Below are 22,230 nucleotides of genomic sequence, written 5' to 3'. Positions count from 1 at the left end.
AAAGACCGCTGGAGCTAAATTCCATGCGGTCTCCTTATAAAAGCTTCTGTTTCAAGAAAAAACAATTAAGACTGAGGGTCTTGGTTGATTTGACTGCGCAAGTACCCATCGATGAACGGATCCAGATCACCATCCATCACAGCGCCAACATTGCCGGTTTCAACGGATGTGCGGTGGTCTTTCACCATACTGTACGGATGGAACACATACGAACGAATCTGGCTTCCCCAGGCGATGTCCGACTGCTCCCCGCGAATTTCAGCAAGTTCGCGCTGCTGCTCTTCGATCTTTTTCTCGTACAGCTTGGAGCGCAGCGTCTTCATTGCCCGTTCCCGGTTTTGAATCTGTGAGCGCTCCTGCTGACAAGCAACGACAATCCCTGTCGGGATATGTGTAATCCGGATGGCCGATTCCGTCTTGTTGACGTGCTGTCCTCCCGCGCCGCTAGCCCTGTACGTATCAATCCTAAGGTCTTCGGTACGAATTTCTACTTCAATGTCGTCGGTAATCTCAGGAACAATATCACAAGAAACAAAGGACGTATGCCGTCTGCCCGAAGCGTCGAATGGCGAGATACGCACCAGACGATGGACGCCTTTTTCCGCCTTCAGATAGCCGTAAGCATTATAGCCTTTGACCAGTATCGTAGCGCTCTTGATTCCTGCTTCATCCCCATCCTGATAATCCAGAATTTCGTATTTGAAGCCGCGTTTCTCGACCCATCGGGTATACATGCGGTACAACATTTGCCCCCAGTCTTGGGACTCCGTACCGCCTGCTCCCGGATGCAACTCCAGAATCGCATTGAGCTTGTCATAGGGCTGGCTCAGCAGCAATTGAAGCTCAAAATCGCCAACACTGGCAACGAGGGACGACACACTGCCGACCAGTTCGGCTACCATATCGCTGTCTCCCTCTTCATCCGCAAGCTCCAGCATCGTCTCCAAATCCTCGTGCTCGGTTTGCAGCTTCTCATACTGCTCAACAACTGATTTGATGGCATTCAGCTCAGAGATGATTCCCTGAGCCTTATCGTTATCGTCCCAAAAATCTGGAGCGGTCATCTTCTCTTCAAAATTTGCGATCATCTCTTGCTTAAGATCTAAGTCAAAGAGACCCCCTTAAGTTTTGAAGTTTTGCTGCCATTTCCCTTAAATCCTGTTTCACTGATGAGTCGATCATATTGTTTCTGTCACCTCTTATAGAATACAGTTCATCCCGGCAACAAACTTATTTGCCGTGGCACTGTTTATATTTCTTGCCGCTGCCGCATGGACACGGATCATTACGTCCTACACGGTCATCCTTGCGTACCGGCTGCTTGGCCTTCGGATCGCTCTTGCTGCTATCCTCGACTGCTTGACCTTCGGCTACAGCTTGACGCTCCAGATTTTTCTCCACATGCGCCTTCATAATATATTTGGTAACTTCCTCTTGAATGCTCTCAATCATTTCCTTGAACATCTCAAAGCCTTCAAACTGGTACTCGCGCAGCGGGTCCGTACCGCCGTATGCCCGCAAGTGAATTCCCTGGCGCAATTGGTCCATCGCGTCAATATGGTCCATCCATTTGCTGTCTACTGCACGAAGCACGATAACCTTCTCGAACTCGCGCATCATTTCGGAGCCCATCATTTCCTCGCGCTCATCATAAAGGGCGGTTACCTTATCCAAAGTATGGGCTATGATCTCTTCTTTCTCCTTGCCCCACAGCTCATCTTTACTCAATGTGCCTTCATTCAGGAAGGTCCCGTGAGCATAGTCGACAATGGCTTGAAGATCCCAGTTCTCCGGAATATCGTCGCTTGGACAGTGAGCTTCAATAATACGATCGACCACTGGTTTGATCATATCCATTACAACATCGCGGATATTGTCGGAATGCAAGATTTCGCGGCGCTGTTTGTAAATAATTTCGCGCTGCTGATTCATTACATCGTCATACTGCAGTACGACTTTACGCAGGTCAAAGTTGTTGCCTTCGACACGTTTCTGCGCAGACTCGATTGCCCGGGTAATAAGTCGACTCTCAATCGGCTGATCCTCTTCAAAACCAAGTCGCTCCATCATACCCATAATATTCTCGGAGCCGAAGCGACGCATCAATTCATCCTCAAGAGACAGGTAAAACTGCGATGCCCCCGGGTCACCCTGGCGTCCTGCGCGCCCGCGAAGCTGATTGTCGATTCGGCGGCTTTCGTGTCGCTCAGTACCGATAATATGCAGACCACCCAGCCCGGCTACCTGCTCGCCCAGCAAAATATCCGTACCGCGGCCGGCCATATTGGTTGCAATCGTAACGGAGCCGAATTGCCCCGCACGAGAAATAATTTCCGCTTCTTCTGCATGGAACTTCGCATTGAGAACCTTGTGCGCGATTCCTTTGCGATTGAGCATTTCGGACAAGCGTTCGGAGTTCTCGATAGACACGGTGCCTACAAGTACCGGCTGGTTCTTGCTGTGAAGCTTCACAATTTCGTCTACCACAGCTTTGAATTTGCCGTTTTCCGTCTTATACACAACATCGGCGATATCGTTACGAATCATGGAACGGTTCGTTGGAATTTGAACCACATCAAGCCCGTAAATTTTCTTGAACTCTTCTTCCTCTGTCTTGGCTGTACCTGTCATCCCAGCCAGCTTGCGGTACATCCGGAAGTAGTTTTGGAACGTGATTGTCGCCAGGGTCATGCTCTCATTTTGAACTTCAAGATTTTCCTTGGCTTCAATCGCCTGATGCAGTCCGTCGCTGTAGCGGCGGCCGGACATCAGACGCCCGGTGAACTCGTCAACAATGACAACCTCATCGTCCTGCACCACATAGTCCACATCGCGTTTCATAATGGCATGAGCCTTCAAGGCTTGCTGAATATGATGGTTAAGCAGCACATTCGCATGGTCGAACAGGTTTTCAATGCCGAAGGCCTTCTCTGCCTTCTCAACACCAGTTTCAGTCATTGTAACCGAGCGAAGCTTGATATCGACAGTATAATCCTCTTCTGCCTTCAAGCGGCCCACAAAGCGATCCGCAGCAAAATAAAGCTCCGTCGATTTCGCAGCTTGTCCGGAAATAATAAGAGGCGTCCGTGCTTCATCAATCAGAATGGAGTCGACCTCGTCAATAATCGCAAAGAATAAAGGACGCTGAACCATCTGTTCCTTGTACAAGACCATATTGTCACGCAAATAATCGAAACCGAACTCATTGTTCGTTCCGTAGGTAATGTCACAAGCATAAGCCTGCTGTTTCTCCTCGTGGGAAAGAGAGTTCAGGTTACAGCCAACCGTCAAGCCTAAAAATTCATAAAGCTGGCTCATTAGCTGGCTGTCGCGCTGAGCCAAATAGTCATTGACCGTAACAACGTGAACCCCTTTGCCAATCAAAGCGTTCAAATATACCGGTAGTGTCGCTACGAGCGTTTTACCTTCACCGGTTTTCATTTCAGAGATTTTGCCGTCGTGCAGCACCATGCCGCCGATCAGCTGCACGTCAAAATGACGCATGCCAAGTGTCCGTTTGGAAGCTTCCCGTACGGTGGCAAACACCTCTGGCAATATTTGCTCTACTTTCTCCCCTTTTTCAAGTCGTGCCTTGAACTCATCGGTTTTGTCGCGGAGCTGCTCATCCGAGAGCTTGACAAAATCCGGTTCCATCGCGTTAATTTGATCTACGGTGCGCATGAGTCGCTTGACTTCACGCTCATTGGCATCCCCGAATATTTTCTTCACCAGTCCGAGCATCGTATATGGTAAACCCCTTTCAGTTTTTCCTCAATGCCTAAATTGTATCAGTTTGTACCCACTCCCGCAATGCGGCGTTATTGCTTTCTTACCCATATAACGGAAATAATTTTCCGATAGTTGCACTGTCTTTCTACAATAAGATGAAAGAATTACATTTGATTAGAGCCGCCTTGGGAAAGGTTCCTCCGAGCGCTGTTGATGAGCAGTCCTATATTTGGCAAAAACCGGGCCTTGAAGGCCCGGTTTTTCATTCATTGTTATGCGCCGCGTCAGCCTTGTTCAATCAGGCCGTATTTCCCGTCGCTGCGTTTATAGACAACATTGACTTCCTTCGATTCGGCATTGGCGAATACAAAGAAAGAGTGTCCGATCATATTCATTTGCAATACAGCTTCTTCCACATCCATCGGCTTGAGGGTAAAGCGCTTGGTTCTGACAACTTCCAGTTCGTCATCTTCCTCCGCAACTTTAACTGATCCGCCTTCCTCCTTCAGGAGTGATTTCAGGCTGCCTTCTTGTCGAAATTTCCGATTGATTTTTGTTTTGAATTTGCGAATCTGACGCTCCAGTTTGTCCACGACCAGATCGATGGATGCATACATATCATCATTCTTCTTCTCCTCCGCACGAAGCATTGTGCCTTGGAGCGGGATCGTCACTTCAATACCATGCTTGTTCTTCGTTACAGATAAGGTGACATTGACTTCAGAGGTAAGAGGTGCTTCAAAATACCTGTCCAAGCGGCTTAATTTTTTCTCTACATAGTCGCGTAAGGCATCAGTTACTGGGATATTTTGTCCTCGGATATTGTATTTCATAGGGCACTCCTCCTTTGATCTGACTCTATCATACCACATTTAGGCACCCCACTTCAAAGCCTTGCGACTCTAATTTTTGAATATTTAGAAAATTCAATTTAAATTTTTGGTCACATTTTTCAGGCATGATGTGAACATAGAAAATGTAAGAAAAAATCCCCGCCGCATACAATGCAACAGGGATTTCAACTCTAATGTTCATCTCAATTGATTAGGAGGTCATGCCAATCAAAGAAAGAATTAGGCGGGCATCCTCTTTGTCAAAAACCCCATCCCCATTGATATCGGTTTTCTTCCGAATGACCGACATGATGTGCTCAATGTTTACTTCCAGAACATTCGGGAACAGATAATTTTTTAATGCCCTTCTAACTTCTTCGGTAGAGGTAGAATCCTCTAATGCAATAAGCGCTCCTTCTGCAGCAATGCCGCTGTCAGTCTTAACAAAAACCGCAATGTACACGGCATCTGCAGGCACTTGCATACGATTCAGCGGAATGTAAGGACTCAAGCCTTTCAATGCTTCCCCCAGTACATTACCGATCCGCTGCTTGTTGCGATCCGTAAAATAAACCGAATAGCCTGTGATTCGGGATTCGTCGGCAACTGTATTCCAGCGGACTACCCCGCTGACAATCCCGACTCCTGGATTCGTATCAATGAAGGTAATGCCAGTTACGGGTTGAGCGTCGTTTATGATCCGCACCGAAACGCTATAAACCGGATTGCCACCTGCGCCTTCCCTCGTACGGAAAACAACTTCTGCACGAATATAATACCCGACATCCTCCGGTTGAACAGTATACGCATCGGAATTTGCCCCCTGAATCGCCTCAAAGGACTCGCCGTCGGCTGATCTGGACCATTGGAAGTTGTGTGTGCCCTCTGCTTCTTCATTGTCGCTGCTATAGACTGCTTGAGCCGATAATAAATGGCCGGGAAGCGGATTCCCAGAAACAGTCAGAGTGCCTGTCGGCAGCATGACGGCCTTCAGCACGGTTATCGTCGCTGTCCTCGGTGAAGCAGCTTGGGCGACCTGTACTGTGATTTCGTAATCGCCTTCTGTTTCGATGGTGACCCCCTGCACGATAGCGGAACCCTCAGTAAATTCAAGCTCACGGCTAGCAAGTTCTCTATCCGCATTTTTAACTTTCACTGTATAAATGCCGTTCAATACTTCACCGCTGTAGCCTTTTACCTCACTCAATACCAGATCAAACGGCTGGCCGGCGATGGGGTCACTCAGCGGATATATATACCCGATATTCGAAAGATCCTTAATTTCCACAGGTTCACTATACAAAAATTCGAATTCGAACTCCGGCATGCCCTCTACTGCCTTGGGCCTTACTCCAACTCTGATGTTCTGTCCAATATCCTGGACAGATACCAAATAAGTATCGCCAATCGCCCCTTCAATGGGAACAAACTCAGGTTGTTCCAGCGTCCCGCCAATCTGCCATTGATAGTCAAGCTCACCCGGTTCACCGCCACCCTCACCGGACCATTCAAAAACCGCGGCAAGCTCGTGTCCAGGGGTTCCATTCCCGACAATGCTCACAGTGGGTTGGTTGGGCCCGCCAACGAAGAAGCTGAAGCCTACAGGGCTCACTTGATTCCCGATTTTCAACAATAAAAAATGCTCGCCTGCCTCGTCGAACAGAATGTCCGAAATGATACCTTCGCCTGAACTGAAGTTAACCGGATAGCTATCGGTCGGACCTTCAATGCCGCGTGTTAATTGTACATTGTGTTCGCCATTCAGCAGCTCGCCGCTGTAGTTTCGAGCTCCGCTTATCGCAATCTGAAAAGGCACGCCCGCTTTCGGCTGGCCGACTGGAAGAATGCTAGAAATCCCGGAAAGGTCTTCAATCGCCACCGCCTGACTATAGATCGCTTCTCCCTCCAAAGTACCTGATGCAGCACGGGGGATAACCCGAAGCTTGATCAGGCTGCCCGCATCTTGATCACGCACTGTGTAAGTACTCCTGGTTTCGCCTTGAATCGCCACAAATTCCTCACTGCCAGGATTGGCTTTCAGCCATTGGTAATCATGCTCCCCTTCCGGATCACCCTCCGGGTCCAGATATGCAAGCCAGGATATCAGGATACTGCCTGGCAGCGCTGTCCCTTCATATGCAATGCTAACCTCGCCCCTTGGCGGCTGATTCCCTGAGACAATTAGATCCAGCGGCTTTTTGGTCGTTGCTCCCGCCACTTGAATATAAAATAACTGGTTGCCCAATTGCTGAATAACGAGGTTATTCACACGCCCTGCACCGGACGTAAAGTGCGCCGATACCTCGGCTATTACGGTATCCCCTTGCCAGACCAGGACCTGGTACTCACCATCAATATCGAAGCCGCCATAATCCTTGGCGGTTTCAATGTCAAGGTCAAATGGGACGCCCTGAACTACCTGGGCTCCTGCTACATGCAGTTCAGACAAATCGTGCACAATTTTTGGCGTCGCCTTCACAACCTCTCCTCTCACAGTTCCAGTCTTGGCCTTTGGCGTATAGAGCACCGAGATGTATCTTCCCGCATCCTCAGGACGGATCATATACGTATTGTCTGTTGCTCCTTCAATCGCTACATAACCCGAATCCTCAGTCTCAGAGCTTACCCATTGATATTCAGGTATGTCTTGCTCATCATCCTCTTCGTCGTAGTACCCTACACCCGTTGCCAATAATGGATTGCCTATCACATATTGGCCTTCAATGTATACGCGGGAAACGACAGGAGGCTCGTTCCCGATATTCACCGTTTTCTCGGTTTCATCCTCGCCTATTTCGAATCTCCGCGCCGATTCAATACCGTCGATCTCCGCTTTAACGATATATATGCCCGGGGTCAAAAAATTAAAATAATAGCCATCTACAGATGATCTCGTTTCATTTAACAGCTCTCCGGTCTCATCCTGAATGAGGCTGTAAAGACGTACAGGCGCTCCAGTTTTGATTGTCCCGTCAAAGCCGGTTACAACTCCTTGGATACTTCGAGCTTTGTCATATTCTACGGTTCTGACATCGCGGTATGTCTCACTATCGGCTGTTATCAGCACATTCGTCTTCCCGTGCGACATTCCGCCCCCGGCAGACAGCTCATACGCGCCAGGCTCAAGATCATGGAAAATAAAAGATCCCTCTGCGTCAGAATGGCCTCCCCAGCTGTAGCTTTCAGGCAAATAAGAGAAATCAGCGCCTAGCGGCTTGAGCCAAATCTGGTTGAAGCCCTGCGGATTGCCGTCCGCATCGATTACACGACCTTGCAACGTGCCAGTGCCTTCACGGGAATAATCCCGGTATTTATAACTAAAATCAGTTAGATTCTGATTGACTTCAAACCCTTGGACCGTATAATCCAGATTAGGATTGTAGGCATAGACAACGATGGTATACTTCCCCGCAGGAATATCATTCACGCTGTAATAGCCTTCCGCATTCGGCTTGGTCAGCCATGTAGATTTATTATGAATCAGATAGATGGAGCCTACCTGCTGTCCGCTCTTGGTGCTGGTCAGAAGTCCGCTCAGATTGTACCCGTGCTCCACCGGATTCTCAAGAAATTTGTAGTCGACAGATAGCGCTTCCCCCGCTTCCAGGGAGATATTGTTTCTCTGTTGCTGCATGTCTTTATAGTTGGCAGACATATTATATGTACCATTAGGCAGCCCTACAAAAGCATAGCTTTGGAACGTATAATCCGTCTGTAGTCCCTCATAAAGACCAGTACCGCTTAAGGACTGCAACGACATCCTGAACCCTTCCCCCGAAGAATCCTCATCGAAAGCTATAGAGCCTTTCAGAACACCATTTCCTCCCTGCTCCGGGAAGAAGCGAACATGGGAAGTTTCCCCTGCTGCGAGCTTTAGTTGATAAACCAGCTTGCTTTCTTCTCTATAAAATAGCTCCAGCTTGTAATCACCTGCTTGAAGCTGATTAAAACTAAACTTCTGATGTTCCGTCCCTTCCCAAGTATACTCTTCAGCAAATAAAGGCTCGTCCCCAGTCAATTGAGTAATTTTCAGCCTGTAATTTAACCGCTCGTGGCTTTGGTTCAGAACAAGCTCGCCGGCTATCGCCCCCGGCGTCTGCCAATTTTCTTCCCCCTCACCTGCTGAGTAGGCGACCGAAGGCAATGCAAAGTGGGAAATCAACAGAGAAACAATGCAAAGCAAAGCTATTATCCTGTATAGGATATTTGTTGTGAAACGTAGATGGGGCGCGACCATATTCTCCTCCTTCATTATCATCATGTAAATGGGAAAACTGCAGCACTATTATACCAATAATTCTCATTCAAAAATATGATCCCGCTCACAAAAAAAGAAAATAATTTCTGCTAAACTACTATATTCACTCCCTATGGGTAGTTGAAAATTACTAGAGCTTGTATAACAAAAAACCCCCGGTTGCCCGAGGGTTGAGTTTCCAGCACTTGTCAAGTGTATCCTTACTATCCAAGGCTTCGGAAAGCCGGATATTACAGTTTGACTACGTTAGCAGCTTGTGGACCGCGAGCGCCTTCAACGATGTCGAATTCGACCGATTGGCCTTCTTCAAGGGTTTTGAAACCGTCGGTTTGAATTGCGGAGAAGTGAACAAATACGTCGCCGCCTTGCTCAGTCTCGATAAATCCATAACCTTTCTCTGCATTAAACCATTTTACTTTACCTTGCATTCATAACATTCCCTTCATCATCATATAGCTGTGAGATCGCATTAATATGGCCCACATCTCGAATATACAATGCTGTCACAGAAAAGTCAAACGTTATTTTGTAAGCGTTTTAATCCTAATGGACATAGAAAAAAGAGTGCCCGTAAGCACTCTGTCAAATGGTGTCGATATTTGCACTCACTTCTTTCGATCCATTAAAACACTGTCCTGTGCATAGGAATTTTCGTAGGCTTTGTGCTGAATTTTCACCTGTTCCCGGTTGCGAAGCCAGTCGGTCGCTTCATTTTTCAGCTCGAACATTCGCATCCGAATGCTGTCCTCTGTTTGCTGAATTTGCAGTATCCGATTTTTCTGCGCTTCGTTTAAGGGGGTCTCGGCAATCATTCGCGCCATTTCATCAATGATTTCCTGCCGCACTTCAACAAATTCTGACAATGCCTCATACGAGGCTTCGTTTAAATTCGGCATAATTTCTTCGTTCAGTTGTTCCAGGCCCGCAATTAATTTATCCATTTGCATGAACACTATCCTGCGTCACATTCCCGGCGGACTTGGCGGCTTGCGCAAAACTTTCCCGAAGATCGATAAGGTAGCCCAACACTTCCTCAGCCGGACCCGTTTCTTTTTTCACGTTTGCCTGAATTAAAAGGTGATTCATATATTCATAGAGACTGGACAACTGCTGGGAAATCTCATAGGAGTAGTCCAGCGTAATTCTAAGCTCACTGATGATTGACTGGGCTTTGCCAAGCAGAGTATTGGCTTTTTGGTAATCCTGGTCGGTAATGGCCCCAATCCCTCCACGTACAAAACGAATCGCTCCATCATACAGCATAAGCAGAAGTTGACCCGGTGTCGATGTCTGTACGGACGATTGTCTGTATTTATCATAAGGAGATGTGATCATCGATAATGGCCCTCCTATTGTCCCGCAAAGTTTGCCAGGCTCGCGGATTGCATGTTCAATTTGTTAATGGCTTTTTCCATGGCGGTGAATTGTTTGTAGAGATTGTTTTCAGTAACTGCAAGTCGCTTAGTAAGCTCAGATATTCTTGTTTTTAAACTGAATAATTCTTTTCCCATAGTACTCTGCTCATTAAGACTCAGAGAGACATCCGCGCTATATCTCGATGTGCCTGCCCTTTGTGAAAGGTTCGTTAGCGGAGTCATGAGTTGGGCGTGCATCTTTTGAAAAACACCTTCTTGTTCACCATTACCACTAAATATAGCAACTACCTCATTGGGATGTTGGGCAATGGCCTCTTGCAGTTTTTCTTCGTCAATATAGAGTTTACCATTCTCTGTATACCCGCCTGTAGTAATACCAATTGATGATAAATCTAGTGTCTTGTCCCCTAGCTTAGTTGAAGCACCCCATAACAAGCTTCTCATTTGAAAAAGGGTATCCTTTACGATATCGTCATTTTTCACAATACCGCTTTTAGCCTTGGCTTCCCACTGTTTAATTTCATCCTCTTTCATCTTCTCTTTTTGCTCAGCAGTAAGTGGGGGGAAATCCTTATATTTTTGCTCACTAGTTTTAGAATTAAGATATCCAATTAAACTATTATAATTTTCAACAAAAGACTTAATAGTGCCTATCAGATTCGTACTATCTGTTGTCGTGGTTATAACAGCATCCTTGTCACCTGTTTTCTCCAGGAAAGTGAGTTCTACACCATTAATAGTCAATTGATTACTATCTAATGTGTATTCTTTGCCATTAATCTTTACTAAGGCTGTCGCACCTAACTGTAATGGTCCGCCTTCACCACTGTCTGAAGGATTTTCAATTTTAAAAGCATCTGTAAGCAAAGACCCTTCAAAAGAGATTTCACTATTTCCATACTCTTTTGATTTAATAATAAACTTTTTTGATGCTTCATCAAATGAAGCCTGAACATTGGCATCCGGATTACCGTTAATTTTATTTAAGACGGTTTGAATTGTATCATCCTTGGAAAATGTGAATTTTTGCGCCTCTGTCGATGAACCGCGGGAAACCTCGAGTGTAAAAGTATCTCCTGTGCCTAGTTCACCTAGTTTTGTTTTCGTCGTCGTTGAATCGTCAAGTGTAGCAGATGACAAGGTCGTTTGGGTGGCCAGTCGATTTACTTCTACTGTCATCGTTACTTGATTGGCTACTGATGTAGCCTTTGCCGAAACGGCCGTTTTATTCCCGGTTACCGTAGAACTGTACACATTCGTTGCAGATGAAAATCTAAGCTTGTCCAACTTGTTGTACCTGAAATCTGCCAAAGCACTATTAATTTCCCGGTAGCTATCTCTGCGCCACTCAATAAGCTGTCTGTTTTGGTTCAGTTTATCAAGCGGAGCGCGTTTTGACGCCATCATTTTTTTTACGATATCATCGATATCCATTTGTGATGCTAAACCTGATACTCTCATTTTTCCATCCTCCTATCTTCGTTCATCAATGATGAGACCTGCAAACTCCATCATCTTGGCAACAAGCTCCAATGTTTTCTCTGGAGGGATCTCTCGAATAACTTCTCCTGTTTCCTTATTAAGCACTTTCACCATAAATGCCCGAGTTTTCTCATGGACACTGATTTCAACTGCCGTCTCAGGTCCTTGCAGCGCCTTAATTGCCCGATCAATAGAGCGGACCAACTGTTCTTCTCCCATAGATAGCTGAGTACTGTTCGACTCCGGTTGCTCGCTATCCTTCACAGAATTTGACGACTGCTGCTTTGTTTCTACCCCTAACTTGGCTAATTGAGGATAACTGCCTGTAACAGAAGTTGTGCTGCCAGAAAAAGAAATTTGCAGATTCATCATTGCACCTACTCTCACAAATAATAACTATTGATGTATATATCGGTTGGCAGCGGCTGTTGTATTAGTTTCAGCCTCAGATTTTAAAGCACTTATGTAAAAAGTTATTAAAATGCGTTTGGCTTCAGGTTTTTCTATTTGATGCAAAAAGAAAAAGGTTTCCGGTAGCTACCGGAAACCTTGGTAAAGTTATTAACGAAGCAATTGCAGTACGCCTTGTGGTTGTTGATTCGCTTGAGCCAACATAGCTTGAGCTGCTTGTGTAAGAATGTTGTTTTTCGTGAAATCCATCATTTCTTTAGCCATGTCTACGTCACGGATACGAGACTCAGCAGCAGACAAGTTCTCAGAAGTTGTACCCAGGTTATTAATTGTGTGCTCAAGACGATTTTGGTTAGCACCCAGTTTGGAGCGCTCTTCGGAAACCGTATTTAATGCATCATTGATAGTTGTAATTGCAGCATCTGCAGTGCTTTGGGAGGAAATATCAACTCCAAGAGTCACTTCAGAATCAGCAGCCAATGCAGCATCTGCGGCTAAGACCAGTTTACCATCAGTATCATAGTAACCAGCGGCTTTAGCCTCCTGAGCTGGTACTGCCGGCGTGCCATCACCAGCACCTGGAGCAGATTCAGGGACTTCGGGTACTGCTGGAGTTGCAGCTTGCGCAGCTTGCCATGTGCCTACAACCGAACCAGCTGAATCTTTCAAATCGTTTCCATCTGCTTTAAGGTTTTGACCAACTTTCAGCGAATCAGAGCTCATGTTGTCGATGCTTAGTTTAATGTTCTGACCTGCATTTGCTCCAATGTGGAAAATCTTTTCCTTAAAAGATCCATCCAATACTTTTTGGTTGTTGAACTCGGTATCCGTAGAGATACGAGTAATTTCTTTAGCCAATTCGTTAACCTCAGCTTGCAGCTTCTCACGGTCAACGCCTTCATTCGTATCAGAAGCAGCTTGAACAGCGAGTTCACGCATACGCTGCAGAATGCTATGAGTTTCAGTCAGGGCGCCCTCAGCAGTCTGGATCAGGGAAATACCGTCTTGAGCGTTCTTAGCAGCCATGTCCAGACCACGGATTTGGCCACGCATTTTTTCGGAAATTGCCAGACCAGCAGCATCGTCACCAGCACGGTTGATGCGAAGACCGGAAGACAATTTCTCCAGGTTTTTGGAAGCTCCAGCAGTGTTGTTACCCAGTTGACGATGAGTGTTCAAAGCAGCAATGTTGTGATTAATACGCATATTAAATTTCCTCCTTGAAATATGTTTCCGCATCCTTGCGGAGCTGCGATAATAGGTCGGCCGCACTATTATCACGCTTAATTAATATATCGACACGGATTCAAATAACTTTATAGCATTTGTATGAAATTGATTATTTTTTTTCAATATTTTCTGCAGCGGGCTGTTTTTTTAACAATCCGGTCAGTTGCCCGATTGCCGGTTGTCTTTGTACGGCTTCCCTATTGGACGCCTGGATGGCGACGTACAATTCTTTCCGGTAGATATCAACCTGTTTTGGGGCACGAATACCAAGCTTGACTACATCACCTTCCATCCCCAGGACAACAACCTCTATTTGTTCACCAATCATAATGGATTCATCAGCTTTTCTGGAAAGTACAAGCATGGTTATTCGCCTCCTCCAATGTTAGTGGCAATCTGGTCAGGCTTCATAATGGGATGCCGCGGGCTGTATTCATTTGAACGAAGAATATATTGCTTTGCTTTGCCATTGTTCTTATTGACTATCAGAGGAGCCAGCAAATTAATCGTTGCTTTGGAAATATCTCCAGGTACGTTCAGAATGGCCAAAATCTCCAGATCTTCCTCCCCATTCAATTCCAGTTCCTCTTGAACGGGCTCAGGCAAGTCAAATTCGTATTGGGGATGAAATATAAAGGGTGAACTGACTAAAAAGGAAATATGGCTTTCCTCCAATGACTGCAGGGTCCTGATGTCAGAATCTTCCGCCATTTGAATCAAAGCGAAGCTCCGAAGATTCTCAAAGCCCGGCAACCCGAGTTCAAACCGCAGGATAGACTCCCGAGGGATTTCAACTTCTTCAAGCCTTTCTGTTTTCATTCGTTATTCCTCCTTCACAAACTGTATGTGTTGAATGACTTAATATGTTCTGACCATCGCATTGTCATTTCGTGGCTGGACCTCCAGGGGGAGAGAACGCTGCGTGGCAGAGGCTGCTTCCGATCGCTCTAAAACACGATTTAAAAATATAGACCTCTATGCACAAAGATAACGTCTCCATGCAAGGGGCCTATAATTATAATAAATTAAACACTCATATCTACTGTTATCTCGATGTTGGGCCATTGCTTCATATAAATATCCAATTTCCCTGTTTCGTATTGAAGAATTGGAGCATTGGTCCGCACATCATATTCTATACTGCCCACCTCAGTATCAATTGATAGCTCAGAAGGCGTATAGTACAAATCAACATTCAACCCGGAGGCAGGACCGCGAAAATCAAACTCCGGGAAACGCTGGCGCCATCCTTTAGCGATATCTGCGATGGCATTTCCCTTATACAGCAGATTAGCGAGTTGTTTGCCCTCCTCTACACGCCGGGCAATACCGCGCATCGCAATCTCTGGCGCCATGGAATAGATTTTCTTCATCGTCTCCAGATTGTTTCCAAGCGCCAGCGCGTCCCAAGCCCGCTCCTGATTAATTTCCAAATATCCTTCGCTGCGGGAAATATTCATTTGGGCACGATGCTGGACCATGCTTATCTCGGGTCTTGGCTGTTCGATTTCCTGCTGCCCTCGTTCAGCATGAATCCCGATTTGCCCATATTGCTGTCTAATTTGAATCTGGGGTATGGTCATGATTCATGCCGCCCTTATCTCAGAAAATCAATAAGACTTGGCTGAATCAATCGCGCTCCTGTAGACAAGGATGCTTGGTAAACATTCTCTTCCATCTGCAAATTGGTAATGACGTATGCCATATCGGCATCCTCTGTCTTGGACTGAAGCTCAGTCAGGTTTTGCTCAATATCACCCAACCGTCCCTGGATCAATTCAACCCGATTCATCCGGGCACCAATTTCCGAGCGTTTCTCAAGAATTGTATTGATTCTGGAATCCAGCTTTGCAAGCAGTCCGGAAACTTGCTCGGGACGACCTGAATCCAAAGCATCACATGCCTGTTTCAGTACATAAAACAGATTATCATTATCCGTTTCATTAGCAGGTGTAACGGCTTCCCCGAATATCTCACTCCCAGGAACGTTCACCGCAAGCGTCATACTTGGGGACAGTTCCAGTCTCACTTGCCCCAGGTCGGTTGTAACTTCGTAAGCCTTGGCCTCGGTTGAAGTGTCATCCATACTCAATTTAGGATAGGGCTGTGCAGTCGTTTGCTCGCCATTAAAGGCATATTTTCCATTAAATTTGCTATTTCCGATTTCTGCAAGCTGATTGTAGAGTTCACTCAACTCCAGTCTAATCGCGCTATAAGCCGTATCCGGCTGAGTATTTGAGCCTTGCACCATAAGCTCACGCGCGCGCTGGGCGACATCTCCGATCTGGCCCAATGCCGTGTCCGTATAATTAATAAAAGAAAGCGCCGAGTCCACATTGCTAATATATTGGCTATTTGAAGACAATTCATTGCGATAGCGCATCGCAAACGTCAAGCCTACTGGATCATCGGAAGGCGCATTGATTTTTTTGCCTGTGGACAGTTGGTTCTGCAAGGTATTCATCTTGTTCAAGTTGCTGGAGACGTTGCGCAGCAGCTGGTTGTTAAGCATGGATTGGGTTACACGGATTGCCATAGTTTATCCCCTGCCTTCTTTTTAGCGTCCGACGACGCCCATACCGTTAATAATCCGGTCAAGCATCTCGTCAATCGTCGTCATATTACGTGCAGCCGCATTATAGGCATGCTGGAATTTGATCAGATTGGACATTTCTTCATCCAGCGATACGCCGCTTACGGATTGTCTGCGTCCATCCACCTGGTCCACCAAAGACTGGGCGTTGCTTGTCTGGCGCGTTGCTTCCTTCGTCTGCACCCCTAATTGGCCGACTACTGAACTGAAAAAGGAACTGAGTGTGTTCGCGTCTTTAACAGCATCTGTACCAAAATTAAATTTGGCGTCTCTTGCTTGCGAGAATAATACAGCCAGACCATTATTGCCGATGACCGGTCTCTCAACGCCATTTTCGTCTACCGTTACTTTCATCGCAGTGGCAATTTGGAAAGCATCATCTTTGATCGCTTGATTAACTGTAAATGAAAGAGCCGATATTCCGTCCGTCCCCCCGCTCGCATTCGTAAAGAATGGAACCCCTTGCTGGCCTGATTGCGTATAACCGAGCTGATGCAAGCCATTAAGACCTTTTACAGTCACTTGGATATCCTCGGTAATTTCCCTCGTCCCCGCAGGAATCCCCGGCAGTACAACACCTGGCGGAAGTTTCGAGCCTTTAGGAAGTGTAATCTCTAAATCGCCATTGGCAATTGTATTGGCCAGCTTGTCCAAATCATTCATGTAGCCTTGAACAAAACGGTCTCTGGAGACGATGAGACCGTACATTTCCCCGTCATTCAAATCCCCGTTGGCAAACGCCTCTTCAATCCCCTCCATGGTCAGCGGATTCAAGGCATCGCCCTCTACCAAATTCACACCGCCCATCGAAATTTGATAGCCGCTGGCAAGCTCCGTTACATTAATATTGATAACTTTGGAAATTTGATCAGCAAGCAAATCCCGCTGGTCACGCAAATCATTGGCATTGTCGCCAAGCCCCTCCACACGGTTAATCTCAACGTTCAGCTGGCTGATCGTTCCAAGTATGGAATTGACATCGAGCATTTTAATATTCATGTTGGTATCTATATCTGCCTTGAGATCATTCAACTGCTTGGCGGTATGGTTGAGGGAATCTGCCAATGCCAACGCCTGCTCCCGGACAATCTTGCGGCTATCCCCGCTCTCCGGTGTCTTGCTGAGATCCGACCATGCGTTGAAAAATTCGCTTAATACCGTTCTAAAACCGGTTTCTGTCGGCTCACTGACGATTTTCTCCAGCTTCTCGAGCGTATCCTTCTGAACGACATAATTGCCAAGCGCTTTATTCTCATTGCGGTATTGGTCATCCAGGAACTTCTCGCGAATTCGCGTAATGGAGGAGAACTCTACCCCCATCCCCATTTGACCGGGTACTGTAGAGCGCATCAAGCCATAGCCTTCCAACGGTCTGGCTGCTACCATATTTACCTTCTGGCGTGAGAAGCCCTCTGTGCTTGCATTCGAAATATTATGTCCGGTTGTATACAACGCTGCCTGCTGTGTAAAAATCCCCCGTCTGGAGACCTCCAGCCCATGAAATGTCGATCTCATCTGCCCACACCTCTCTTATGCCTTGGCGTCAAACTGGCTAAACCGCTTAAAACCTTCAGATTGAAGGGAACGATGATAGGTAGCCTCATCTTCGCTCGGCCCTGCAATGATATCCAGTGAATGTGCAATATATTCCAGATTCAGTTTCATCATTTGCTGATTAAAGTCGTTAAGATCCTGAAGCTCCTTGAGCGTCCCGGACAACTGCTCGCAAGCAGCTTGCAAGGACTGCTTTTCCTCTGCCTTATATACCATTTGAATGAGCTGTGTCATGCGAAAAGAGTTCGTAGGAGCGATGCCTCGCTTCACGAGATACTTGCCCACGGCCAGCAGCCGCTGCCGGTCGAGCTCCGCAGTCTTCAAGATGACCTTGGTCTCTCTATTCGTCGCTGAGGCAACGGCATCGGTGTTATTCTCAAGAATCGCATCCCGCTTCTCTACTCCCAGAGCAATGAGCTGACGGTGCGCGGTATTCAGCTCATCCAGTGTATCGACAATGACTTGAACAGCTTCATCCATGTTGTCTTCTCCTATCTATTCCTTGGGGAATTTCAAATAAGGCAATAGTTTGTCCGCGATTTTGCCTGCTTCCACGTGATAGGTGCCCGTCGATACCGATTGTTTCAGTTCATTCAGCTTGTTGGCGCGTTCCGCCTGATTAGTACGCTGCGACTCCAATAACTCCTTCGCCTCCGGTGAAATCGACACTTCGTCTTTACGACGAATCGATGATGCATGATCCGATTGTTTGTCTCTGCCGCCGGCCGCATATTTCTGTATGCCTGCAATCCGTCCGATTTCATTCAGTTTCATAGTCTCACTCCGTTCAAAAAAGAAATAGCCGATGATTACTATGATGTAATATCGGCATTGTGTTTATAAAAGTTTATAGCACTTGATCCGAATCAGTACTCCATTGTCTGGAAAACGGCTACAGCCGCACTCTCAGAAGTCCCGTTCTCCACTCTTGTATGTATTGTATGCTCTATCCCCTTGACCCTGCCCGTGCTGATTCCGATTTTTAATGGAATTCACATCCTTGATCAGTCGCTGGCGACAGTCCATGCAGATGTTGTTTTCCCGAATCAGCGTCCCGCATACCTCGCAAGGGTAAGACATATTAGGAGCATTTACAATGGAAATGCGGCCTTCGCGAATAAATTTCGTAATTTGCTTTGTACTGACCCCTGTTTCATCGGATAATTCATAAATCGATAATCCCGGGGTTTTCCTAAGCTTATCCGCACAAGTCTCATATTCTTTATCAATTTCTTTGATGCAATCAGGACACAGGTTCCGCACATTAAGCTGATAGAGCTTGCCGCAGCGAGGACAATTTCCCAGGTTCATCTATGCCAACTCCTTTTTGTTCCGGCTGACTAAGTTATATTTTATTTTAACGGAAAACCCCATTTTTTTCATTAACGTTTTATTAAAAGGCTCAACCTAAAAATTAGTGCTCGACAACAACAGAAAGACAGCGAAGCCACACAGAGATTTAAGGACAAGAATCAGCCTAACTGTTATTAAAGACTGCATGTTGAAGCTGGGGTTTAGGACACATAAATGTTAGCCTCGTGCCCAGGTAAGCGAATAGACTTCCACAGGTACACCCGTCTCACATAGGGACTTCGCACAGGCTCTAAGGGTGCTGCCTGTCGTGTAAATATCATCCATAATCAGAATGCGAATGGTGTTGGCGGAATGGCGACCTTGTTGAACACTTCCATTTGCCGACAACAGCTGGAGCAGGCGAACAGCCTCTGGAACTGGGGAAAATAAAGCCTCCGTATTATGAAATCTCGCTTTTCTGGATTGAATGCTTTGCTTGGGCGTGTCCCGAACTCTGTCCAACAACGCAATAGCAGGCAGACTGTAGCGCTTGGCAAGCCCGTCCGCAAGCAGTTGGGCCTGGTTGAAGCCACGCTCCTGAGCCCGCTGAATGCTGATCGGGACATAGGTAATTGCATCCCATACAACGGATGCCTGGTTTACACTGCCTTGCAGGGAATCAGACCACGATTGAAAACGATGTTTCCTTCGATCCAGATGAGAGAAATACAGTCGGTGAATATCTGAGGTCATGTGTTCAAAAGCCGGATACAGCATCGCTTCAAGCAAAAGCGAAATCGCCTCGTCCCCTCTGTATTTCAATCGAGCCAATAGGGCCTTCATCCCCTCATCATAGCGGACGGCGCTGCGATTGCGGACAAGCTCCGATCCTGGCGCTCTGATGCAGTCCTCGCATGGGACGCTTCTGCCGCAAGCATGGCAACGAATTTGCCCCGTTTCGATCCAGGGGACGCTGCCGCAGCAGTCGAGACACAGCATATTCTTCACATAACGGGCATACGGATTAAACCCGGCCATTCCCTCTAGCCTCGCTTCCGTAATCATCTTCCCGCATATCCGGCATGATCTGTAAGCAGGACGCAGCAGTTCAAAAAATGCACGCAATAACCAACTCATTGTCGGCCTCCCTCCCTGCCCAGAAGATAGCCGCGCTTACGGGCAAAACGGTTCATGGCCGTAATTTGTCTTACGGCTGATGTCTGTGAACGGGTCTTATCAGGGCTGCAAAAATATACCTTGCCAAATGGATCGTCACCCGATCTTCCGGCGCGTCCGGCCATTTGCACAAGAGATGCCGCATCAAAGAGTCCCGCGCCCGCATCCAATATAAAGACATCGCTGCGCGGCACGGTAACTCCGCGCTCCAATATTGTCGTTGTAACCAGCAAGCGTATCTCCCGTTTTCGGAATAGCTGCACTTTTTCCGTGCGTTCGGGATCGACGGAAGAAGTTCCGGCAATTGCCACACCCTTTAAAAAGCGGCGAAGCAGGTGACACATGGGCTCTACATGACGGATTTTAGCTACAAAAACAAAAAGTTGAGCTTCTCTACTCAGTGAGTGGCGCAGTGCTTGGACAAGCTTGTCCGGAACCCGATTACGGCTAATAAGTTCGGCTGTGCCAGGAATACGCAACAGCAGCGGGACCGGCAAAGGATGACGATGATAGCGTACAGGCACCCTCGCATGGGCGAGTCTGCCGCGGCTTGCGGCACGCTGGAGTTCCTCGGGCGGAGTTGCCGAGAGCAGCACCCTGGCTCCGACCGGCTTGCCTGCCTTGCGGGCAGCGAAATAAAGCTGTTCATCCCCGAGGTAGGGAAAAGCGTCCAGTTCATCTATAATCACTAATTCAAAAGCAGCTTCAAAACGGTATAGCTGGTGGGTTGTCGATAGCGTGATGTGTCCCGTCTCCCAACGCTGGCTGCTACCCCCGTACAGGGTCACAACAGAGTATCCGGGAAATGCCTTGCGGATTCTGGGATCAAGCTCCAGCACAACATCCCGGCGCGGAGTAGCCAGTAGTGCCCGTCCGCCGCGCTGCAACGTAGATTCGATAAGCGGGAAGATCATCTCGGTCTTGCCGGCGCCGGTAACCGCCCACAGCAGAAATTCGCGAGGCCCCGGCTCCGAGGGAGCCTGAGCGGACGGGGTGAATCCGAAGCGCGCTGCCAGTTGCCGATAGAACGGAAGCAGCCGGCCGTTGCCCGCTGTTTGCCCGGCAGCAGCCGCCTCTATAAAGCGAAGCGCCTCGCCCGCAGCGGCAAGTTGAGCCGGGCTTAGCCCCCAGTGCCGCAAGCGATCTGCCAGCGGCACTAGGGGTCGGTCCGCATGGGGACTCGACCATGCGGCAGACGGCGCAGACGGCGTGGCCACAGGCAAAGCAGTGGCCGGCTCTTGCCCGGGTGCGGGGCTGCCTAGGACGAGCAGCCCGCACTCGCGTGCCCGGCCCATGCCGAGGCACGCCTCGCAGTAGGCGCACATGCGCCCGCACGCGGCGCATGGTGTGCGGCGCATATGCGCCGCTCCGCTGCCGCAGCGTCGGCAGCGGCCGGACCTTCGCTGGCGCGGCCATGCCAGCGCCAGCGAAGAGGCGCCTCTCTGGCGCCCAGCCGCTGCTGCGGCGATGGCGCTGGAGAGGCGCAGCCTGCCCCGGTGGGCCGCGAGCTGGAGCAGGGCGTCCCAGCTCGCGCCCACCACCGGCAGGGCAGCGCCTGCGGCTGCGAGCAGGCTGTGCGCTTCGCTATGCAGCAGCGCACGGCCCTGCAAAGCATAGGCGGCAGCATCAGCCGCAGCCGCCCATGCTTGCCCTTGAGCGCGGCGCAGCTCGCACTCCGATCCGCTACCGGAATCATAGGCAGCAAGCAACTCCCATTCCCCGCAGGAAGATTGTTCGTTGTCCGCTCTCTTCCTTGCGGCCCTGACGCTCGTTTCTCTAGCCCGGCACTCTTTCCATACATGCTTTAGCATCTGCTCCAGCTGCTCCTTAACCTGCTGCTTCTCCAGACTGCGTCCCGCGAACATCCCGTTCCAGCGACCCGCCGTCTCCACGGCAATGCCAAGCGGCTGGCTGCATACTCCCCACCACAGCGACTTGTGATCCGTTTGAAGCCCACCAGCTGACGCTGACTCAGCCAAATGCCCCGTCCCTTTCTTTACTCTAAAGTCAACACGGTTATCCCACTCACGGACGCCTTGACTAAAGCTCCCATCCAGCCAGTACAACTGTGTGGCCTTCGGCAAAATACTTATATCTGCCCGCCATTTCTTCGGACCAATCTGTACAGCATATATCCAGGCTTTCATAATTTCCCTCCCTTTGCAGACGACAAAAAAGCACACCCTAAACGCGCTGATAGCGCTTTAGAAGTGTGCTTCACTCCAATACTGTTCCTAATTACCAGTATACCCTACAGATTTCGGCGCAACAACCATCAGCCGAAGAAACAAGATA

The 22,230-nt window shown here is 48.1% G+C and carries 20 protein-coding genes; all 20 read right to left on the bottom strand.

Annotated elements, in window-relative coordinates; all coding sequences use genetic code 11:
• Positions 1 to 65: 65 nt before the first annotated feature.
• Positions 66 to 1,182 (bottom strand): peptide chain release factor 2 gene (prfB, locus tag JFN88_RS11760; protein WP_199019487.1). Its coding sequence is split into 2 segments (ribosomal slippage): positions 66 to 1,109 and positions 1,111 to 1,182, totalling 1,116 coding nucleotides; the frame shifts between segments, so codons are not numbered across the junction.
• A gap of 48 nt (positions 1,183 to 1,230) precedes the next feature.
• The gene (gene secA, locus JFN88_RS11755) at positions 1,231 to 3,741 is read right to left on the bottom strand and encodes a preprotein translocase subunit SecA (RefSeq protein WP_199019486.1); all 2,511 of its coding nucleotides are present in this window, start codon (positions 3,739 to 3,741) and stop codon (positions 1,231 to 1,233) included.
• A gap of 272 nt (positions 3,742 to 4,013) precedes the next feature.
• Positions 4,014 to 4,562, bottom strand: a complete 549-nt coding sequence (hpf, locus tag JFN88_RS11750) for a ribosome hibernation-promoting factor, HPF/YfiA family (RefSeq protein WP_199019485.1) — start codon at positions 4,560 to 4,562, stop codon at positions 4,014 to 4,016.
• A gap of 211 nt (positions 4,563 to 4,773) precedes the next feature.
• On the bottom strand, positions 4,774 to 8,745 hold the full coding sequence (locus JFN88_RS11745) for a hypothetical protein (RefSeq protein ID WP_199019484.1): 3,972 nt from the start codon (positions 8,743 to 8,745) through the stop codon (positions 4,774 to 4,776).
• Between the two features lie 305 nt (positions 8,746 to 9,050).
• A complete protein-coding gene (locus JFN88_RS11740; RefSeq protein ID WP_028559287.1) occupies positions 9,051 to 9,248 on the bottom strand; it encodes a cold shock domain-containing protein in 198 nt (65 codons plus the stop codon).
• A gap of 177 nt (positions 9,249 to 9,425) precedes the next feature.
• On the bottom strand, positions 9,426 to 9,761 hold the full coding sequence (locus JFN88_RS11735) for a hypothetical protein (protein WP_199019483.1): 336 nt from the start codon (positions 9,759 to 9,761) through the stop codon (positions 9,426 to 9,428).
• Positions 9,754 to 10,155, bottom strand: coding sequence for a flagellar export chaperone FliS (gene fliS / locus JFN88_RS11730; protein ID WP_199019482.1), 402 nt, complete (start codon positions 10,153 to 10,155; stop codon positions 9,754 to 9,756). The genes JFN88_RS11735 and fliS overlap by 8 nt, the downstream gene beginning before the upstream one ends.
• A 14-nt stretch (positions 10,156 to 10,169) precedes the next feature.
• Positions 10,170 to 11,657, bottom strand: coding sequence for a flagellar filament capping protein FliD (fliD, locus tag JFN88_RS11725; RefSeq protein WP_199019481.1), 1,488 nt, complete (start codon positions 11,655 to 11,657; stop codon positions 10,170 to 10,172).
• Positions 11,658 to 11,669: 12 nt separating this feature from the next.
• A complete protein-coding gene (locus JFN88_RS11720) occupies positions 11,670 to 12,050 on the bottom strand; it encodes a flagellar protein FlaG (RefSeq protein ID WP_233167732.1) in 381 nt (126 codons plus the stop codon).
• A gap of 189 nt (positions 12,051 to 12,239) precedes the next feature.
• Positions 12,240 to 13,295 (bottom strand): flagellin N-terminal helical domain-containing protein, encoded by a 1,056-nt coding sequence (locus tag JFN88_RS11715; protein WP_199019480.1) that lies wholly within the window; start codon positions 13,293 to 13,295, stop codon positions 12,240 to 12,242.
• Positions 13,296 to 13,428: 133 nt separating this feature from the next.
• A complete protein-coding gene (gene csrA, locus JFN88_RS11710) occupies positions 13,429 to 13,683 on the bottom strand; it encodes a carbon storage regulator CsrA (protein WP_199019479.1) in 255 nt (84 codons plus the stop codon).
• 2 nt (positions 13,684 to 13,685) lie between these two features.
• Positions 13,686 to 14,138 (bottom strand): flagellar assembly protein FliW, encoded by a 453-nt coding sequence (gene fliW, locus JFN88_RS11705; RefSeq protein WP_199019478.1) that lies wholly within the window; start codon positions 14,136 to 14,138, stop codon positions 13,686 to 13,688.
• A gap of 206 nt (positions 14,139 to 14,344) precedes the next feature.
• Positions 14,345 to 14,902 (bottom strand): DUF6470 family protein, encoded by a 558-nt coding sequence (locus JFN88_RS11700; RefSeq protein ID WP_199019477.1) that lies wholly within the window; start codon positions 14,900 to 14,902, stop codon positions 14,345 to 14,347.
• Positions 14,903 to 14,916: 14 nt separating this feature from the next.
• A complete protein-coding gene (gene flgL / locus JFN88_RS11695) occupies positions 14,917 to 15,855 on the bottom strand; it encodes a flagellar hook-associated protein FlgL (protein ID WP_199019476.1) in 939 nt (312 codons plus the stop codon).
• Positions 15,856 to 15,876: 21 nt separating this feature from the next.
• Positions 15,877 to 17,427, bottom strand: coding sequence for a flagellar hook-associated protein FlgK (flgK, locus tag JFN88_RS11690; protein WP_199019475.1), 1,551 nt, complete (start codon positions 17,425 to 17,427; stop codon positions 15,877 to 15,879).
• Positions 17,428 to 17,442: 15 nt separating this feature from the next.
• Complete coding sequence (locus JFN88_RS11685) at positions 17,443 to 17,946, bottom strand: flagellar protein FlgN (protein WP_199019474.1); 504 nt, start codon at positions 17,944 to 17,946, stop codon at positions 17,443 to 17,445.
• Positions 17,947 to 17,961: 15 nt separating this feature from the next.
• Positions 17,962 to 18,240 carry a flagellar biosynthesis anti-sigma factor FlgM gene (gene flgM, locus JFN88_RS11680; protein WP_199019473.1) on the bottom strand — a complete coding sequence of 93 codons (279 nt, stop codon included), beginning with the start codon at positions 18,238 to 18,240 and terminating at the stop codon, positions 17,962 to 17,964.
• Between the two features lie 132 nt (positions 18,241 to 18,372).
• A complete protein-coding gene (locus tag JFN88_RS11675) occupies positions 18,373 to 18,777 on the bottom strand; it encodes a flagellar protein (RefSeq protein WP_199019472.1) in 405 nt (134 codons plus the stop codon).
• 219 nt (positions 18,778 to 18,996) lie between these two features.
• Positions 18,997 to 19,896, bottom strand: coding sequence for a hypothetical protein (locus JFN88_RS11670; protein WP_199019471.1), 900 nt, complete (start codon positions 19,894 to 19,896; stop codon positions 18,997 to 18,999).
• On the bottom strand, positions 19,893 to 22,082 hold the full coding sequence (locus JFN88_RS11665) for an ATP-dependent helicase ComFA (RefSeq protein ID WP_233167731.1): 2,190 nt from the start codon (positions 22,080 to 22,082) through the stop codon (positions 19,893 to 19,895). The genes JFN88_RS11670 and JFN88_RS11665 overlap by 4 nt, the downstream gene beginning before the upstream one ends.
• Between the last annotated feature and the right edge of the window lie 148 nt (positions 22,083 to 22,230).

Origin of the sequence: Paenibacillus roseus (assembly GCF_016424485.1) — a bacterium.
GTDB lineage: Bacteria > Bacillota > Bacilli > Paenibacillales > Paenibacillaceae > Paenibacillus_D > Paenibacillus_D roseus.
This window is presented reverse-complemented; position numbering and strand designations above follow the sequence as displayed.

Bases quoted from the DNA above. Each gene is read 5' to 3' on its own strand.
- secA (WP_199019486.1), bottom strand. From the start codon at position 3,741: ATGCTCGGACTGGTGAAGAAAATATTCGGGGATGCCAATGAGCGTGAA.
- hpf (WP_199019485.1), bottom strand. From the start codon at position 4,562: ATGAAATACAATATCCGAGGACAAAATATCCCAGTAACTGATGCCTTA.
- JFN88_RS11740 (WP_028559287.1), bottom strand. From the start codon at position 9,248: ATGCAAGGTAAAGTAAAATGGTTTAATGCAGAGAAAGGTTATGGATTT.
- JFN88_RS11735 (WP_199019483.1), bottom strand. From the start codon at position 9,761: ATGGATAAATTAATTGCGGGCCTGGAACAACTGAACGAAGAAATTATG.
- fliS (WP_199019482.1), bottom strand. From the start codon at position 10,155: ATGATCACATCTCCTTATGATAAATACAGACAATCGTCCGTACAGACA.
- fliD (WP_199019481.1), bottom strand. From the start codon at position 11,657: ATGAGAGTATCAGGTTTAGCATCACAAATGGATATCGATGATATCGTA.
- JFN88_RS11720 (WP_233167732.1), bottom strand. From the start codon at position 12,050: ATGATGAATCTGCAAATTTCTTTTTCTGGCAGCACAACTTCTGTTACA.
- JFN88_RS11715 (WP_199019480.1), bottom strand. From the start codon at position 13,295: ATGCGTATTAATCACAACATTGCTGCTTTGAACACTCATCGTCAACTG.
- csrA (WP_199019479.1), bottom strand. From the start codon at position 13,683: ATGCTTGTACTTTCCAGAAAAGCTGATGAATCCATTATGATTGGTGAA.
- fliW (WP_199019478.1), bottom strand. From the start codon at position 14,138: ATGAAAACAGAAAGGCTTGAAGAAGTTGAAATCCCTCGGGAGTCTATC.
- JFN88_RS11700 (WP_199019477.1), bottom strand. From the start codon at position 14,902: ATGACCATACCCCAGATTCAAATTAGACAGCAATATGGGCAAATCGGG.
- flgL (WP_199019476.1), bottom strand. From the start codon at position 15,855: ATGGCAATCCGTGTAACCCAATCCATGCTTAACAACCAGCTGCTGCGC.
- flgK (WP_199019475.1), bottom strand. From the start codon at position 17,427: ATGAGATCGACATTTCATGGGCTGGAGGTCTCCAGACGGGGGATTTTT.
- JFN88_RS11685 (WP_199019474.1), bottom strand. From the start codon at position 17,946: ATGGATGAAGCTGTTCAAGTCATTGTCGATACACTGGATGAGCTGAAT.
- flgM (WP_199019473.1), bottom strand. From the start codon at position 18,240: ATGAAACTGAATGAAATCGGACGGATTGCAGGCATACAGAAATATGCG.
- JFN88_RS11675 (WP_199019472.1), bottom strand. From the start codon at position 18,777: ATGAACCTGGGAAATTGTCCTCGCTGCGGCAAGCTCTATCAGCTTAAT.
- JFN88_RS11670 (WP_199019471.1), bottom strand. From the start codon at position 19,896: ATGAGTTGGTTATTGCGTGCATTTTTTGAACTGCTGCGTCCTGCTTAC.
- JFN88_RS11665 (WP_233167731.1), bottom strand. From the start codon at position 22,082: ATGAAAGCCTGGATATATGCTGTACAGATTGGTCCGAAGAAATGGCGG.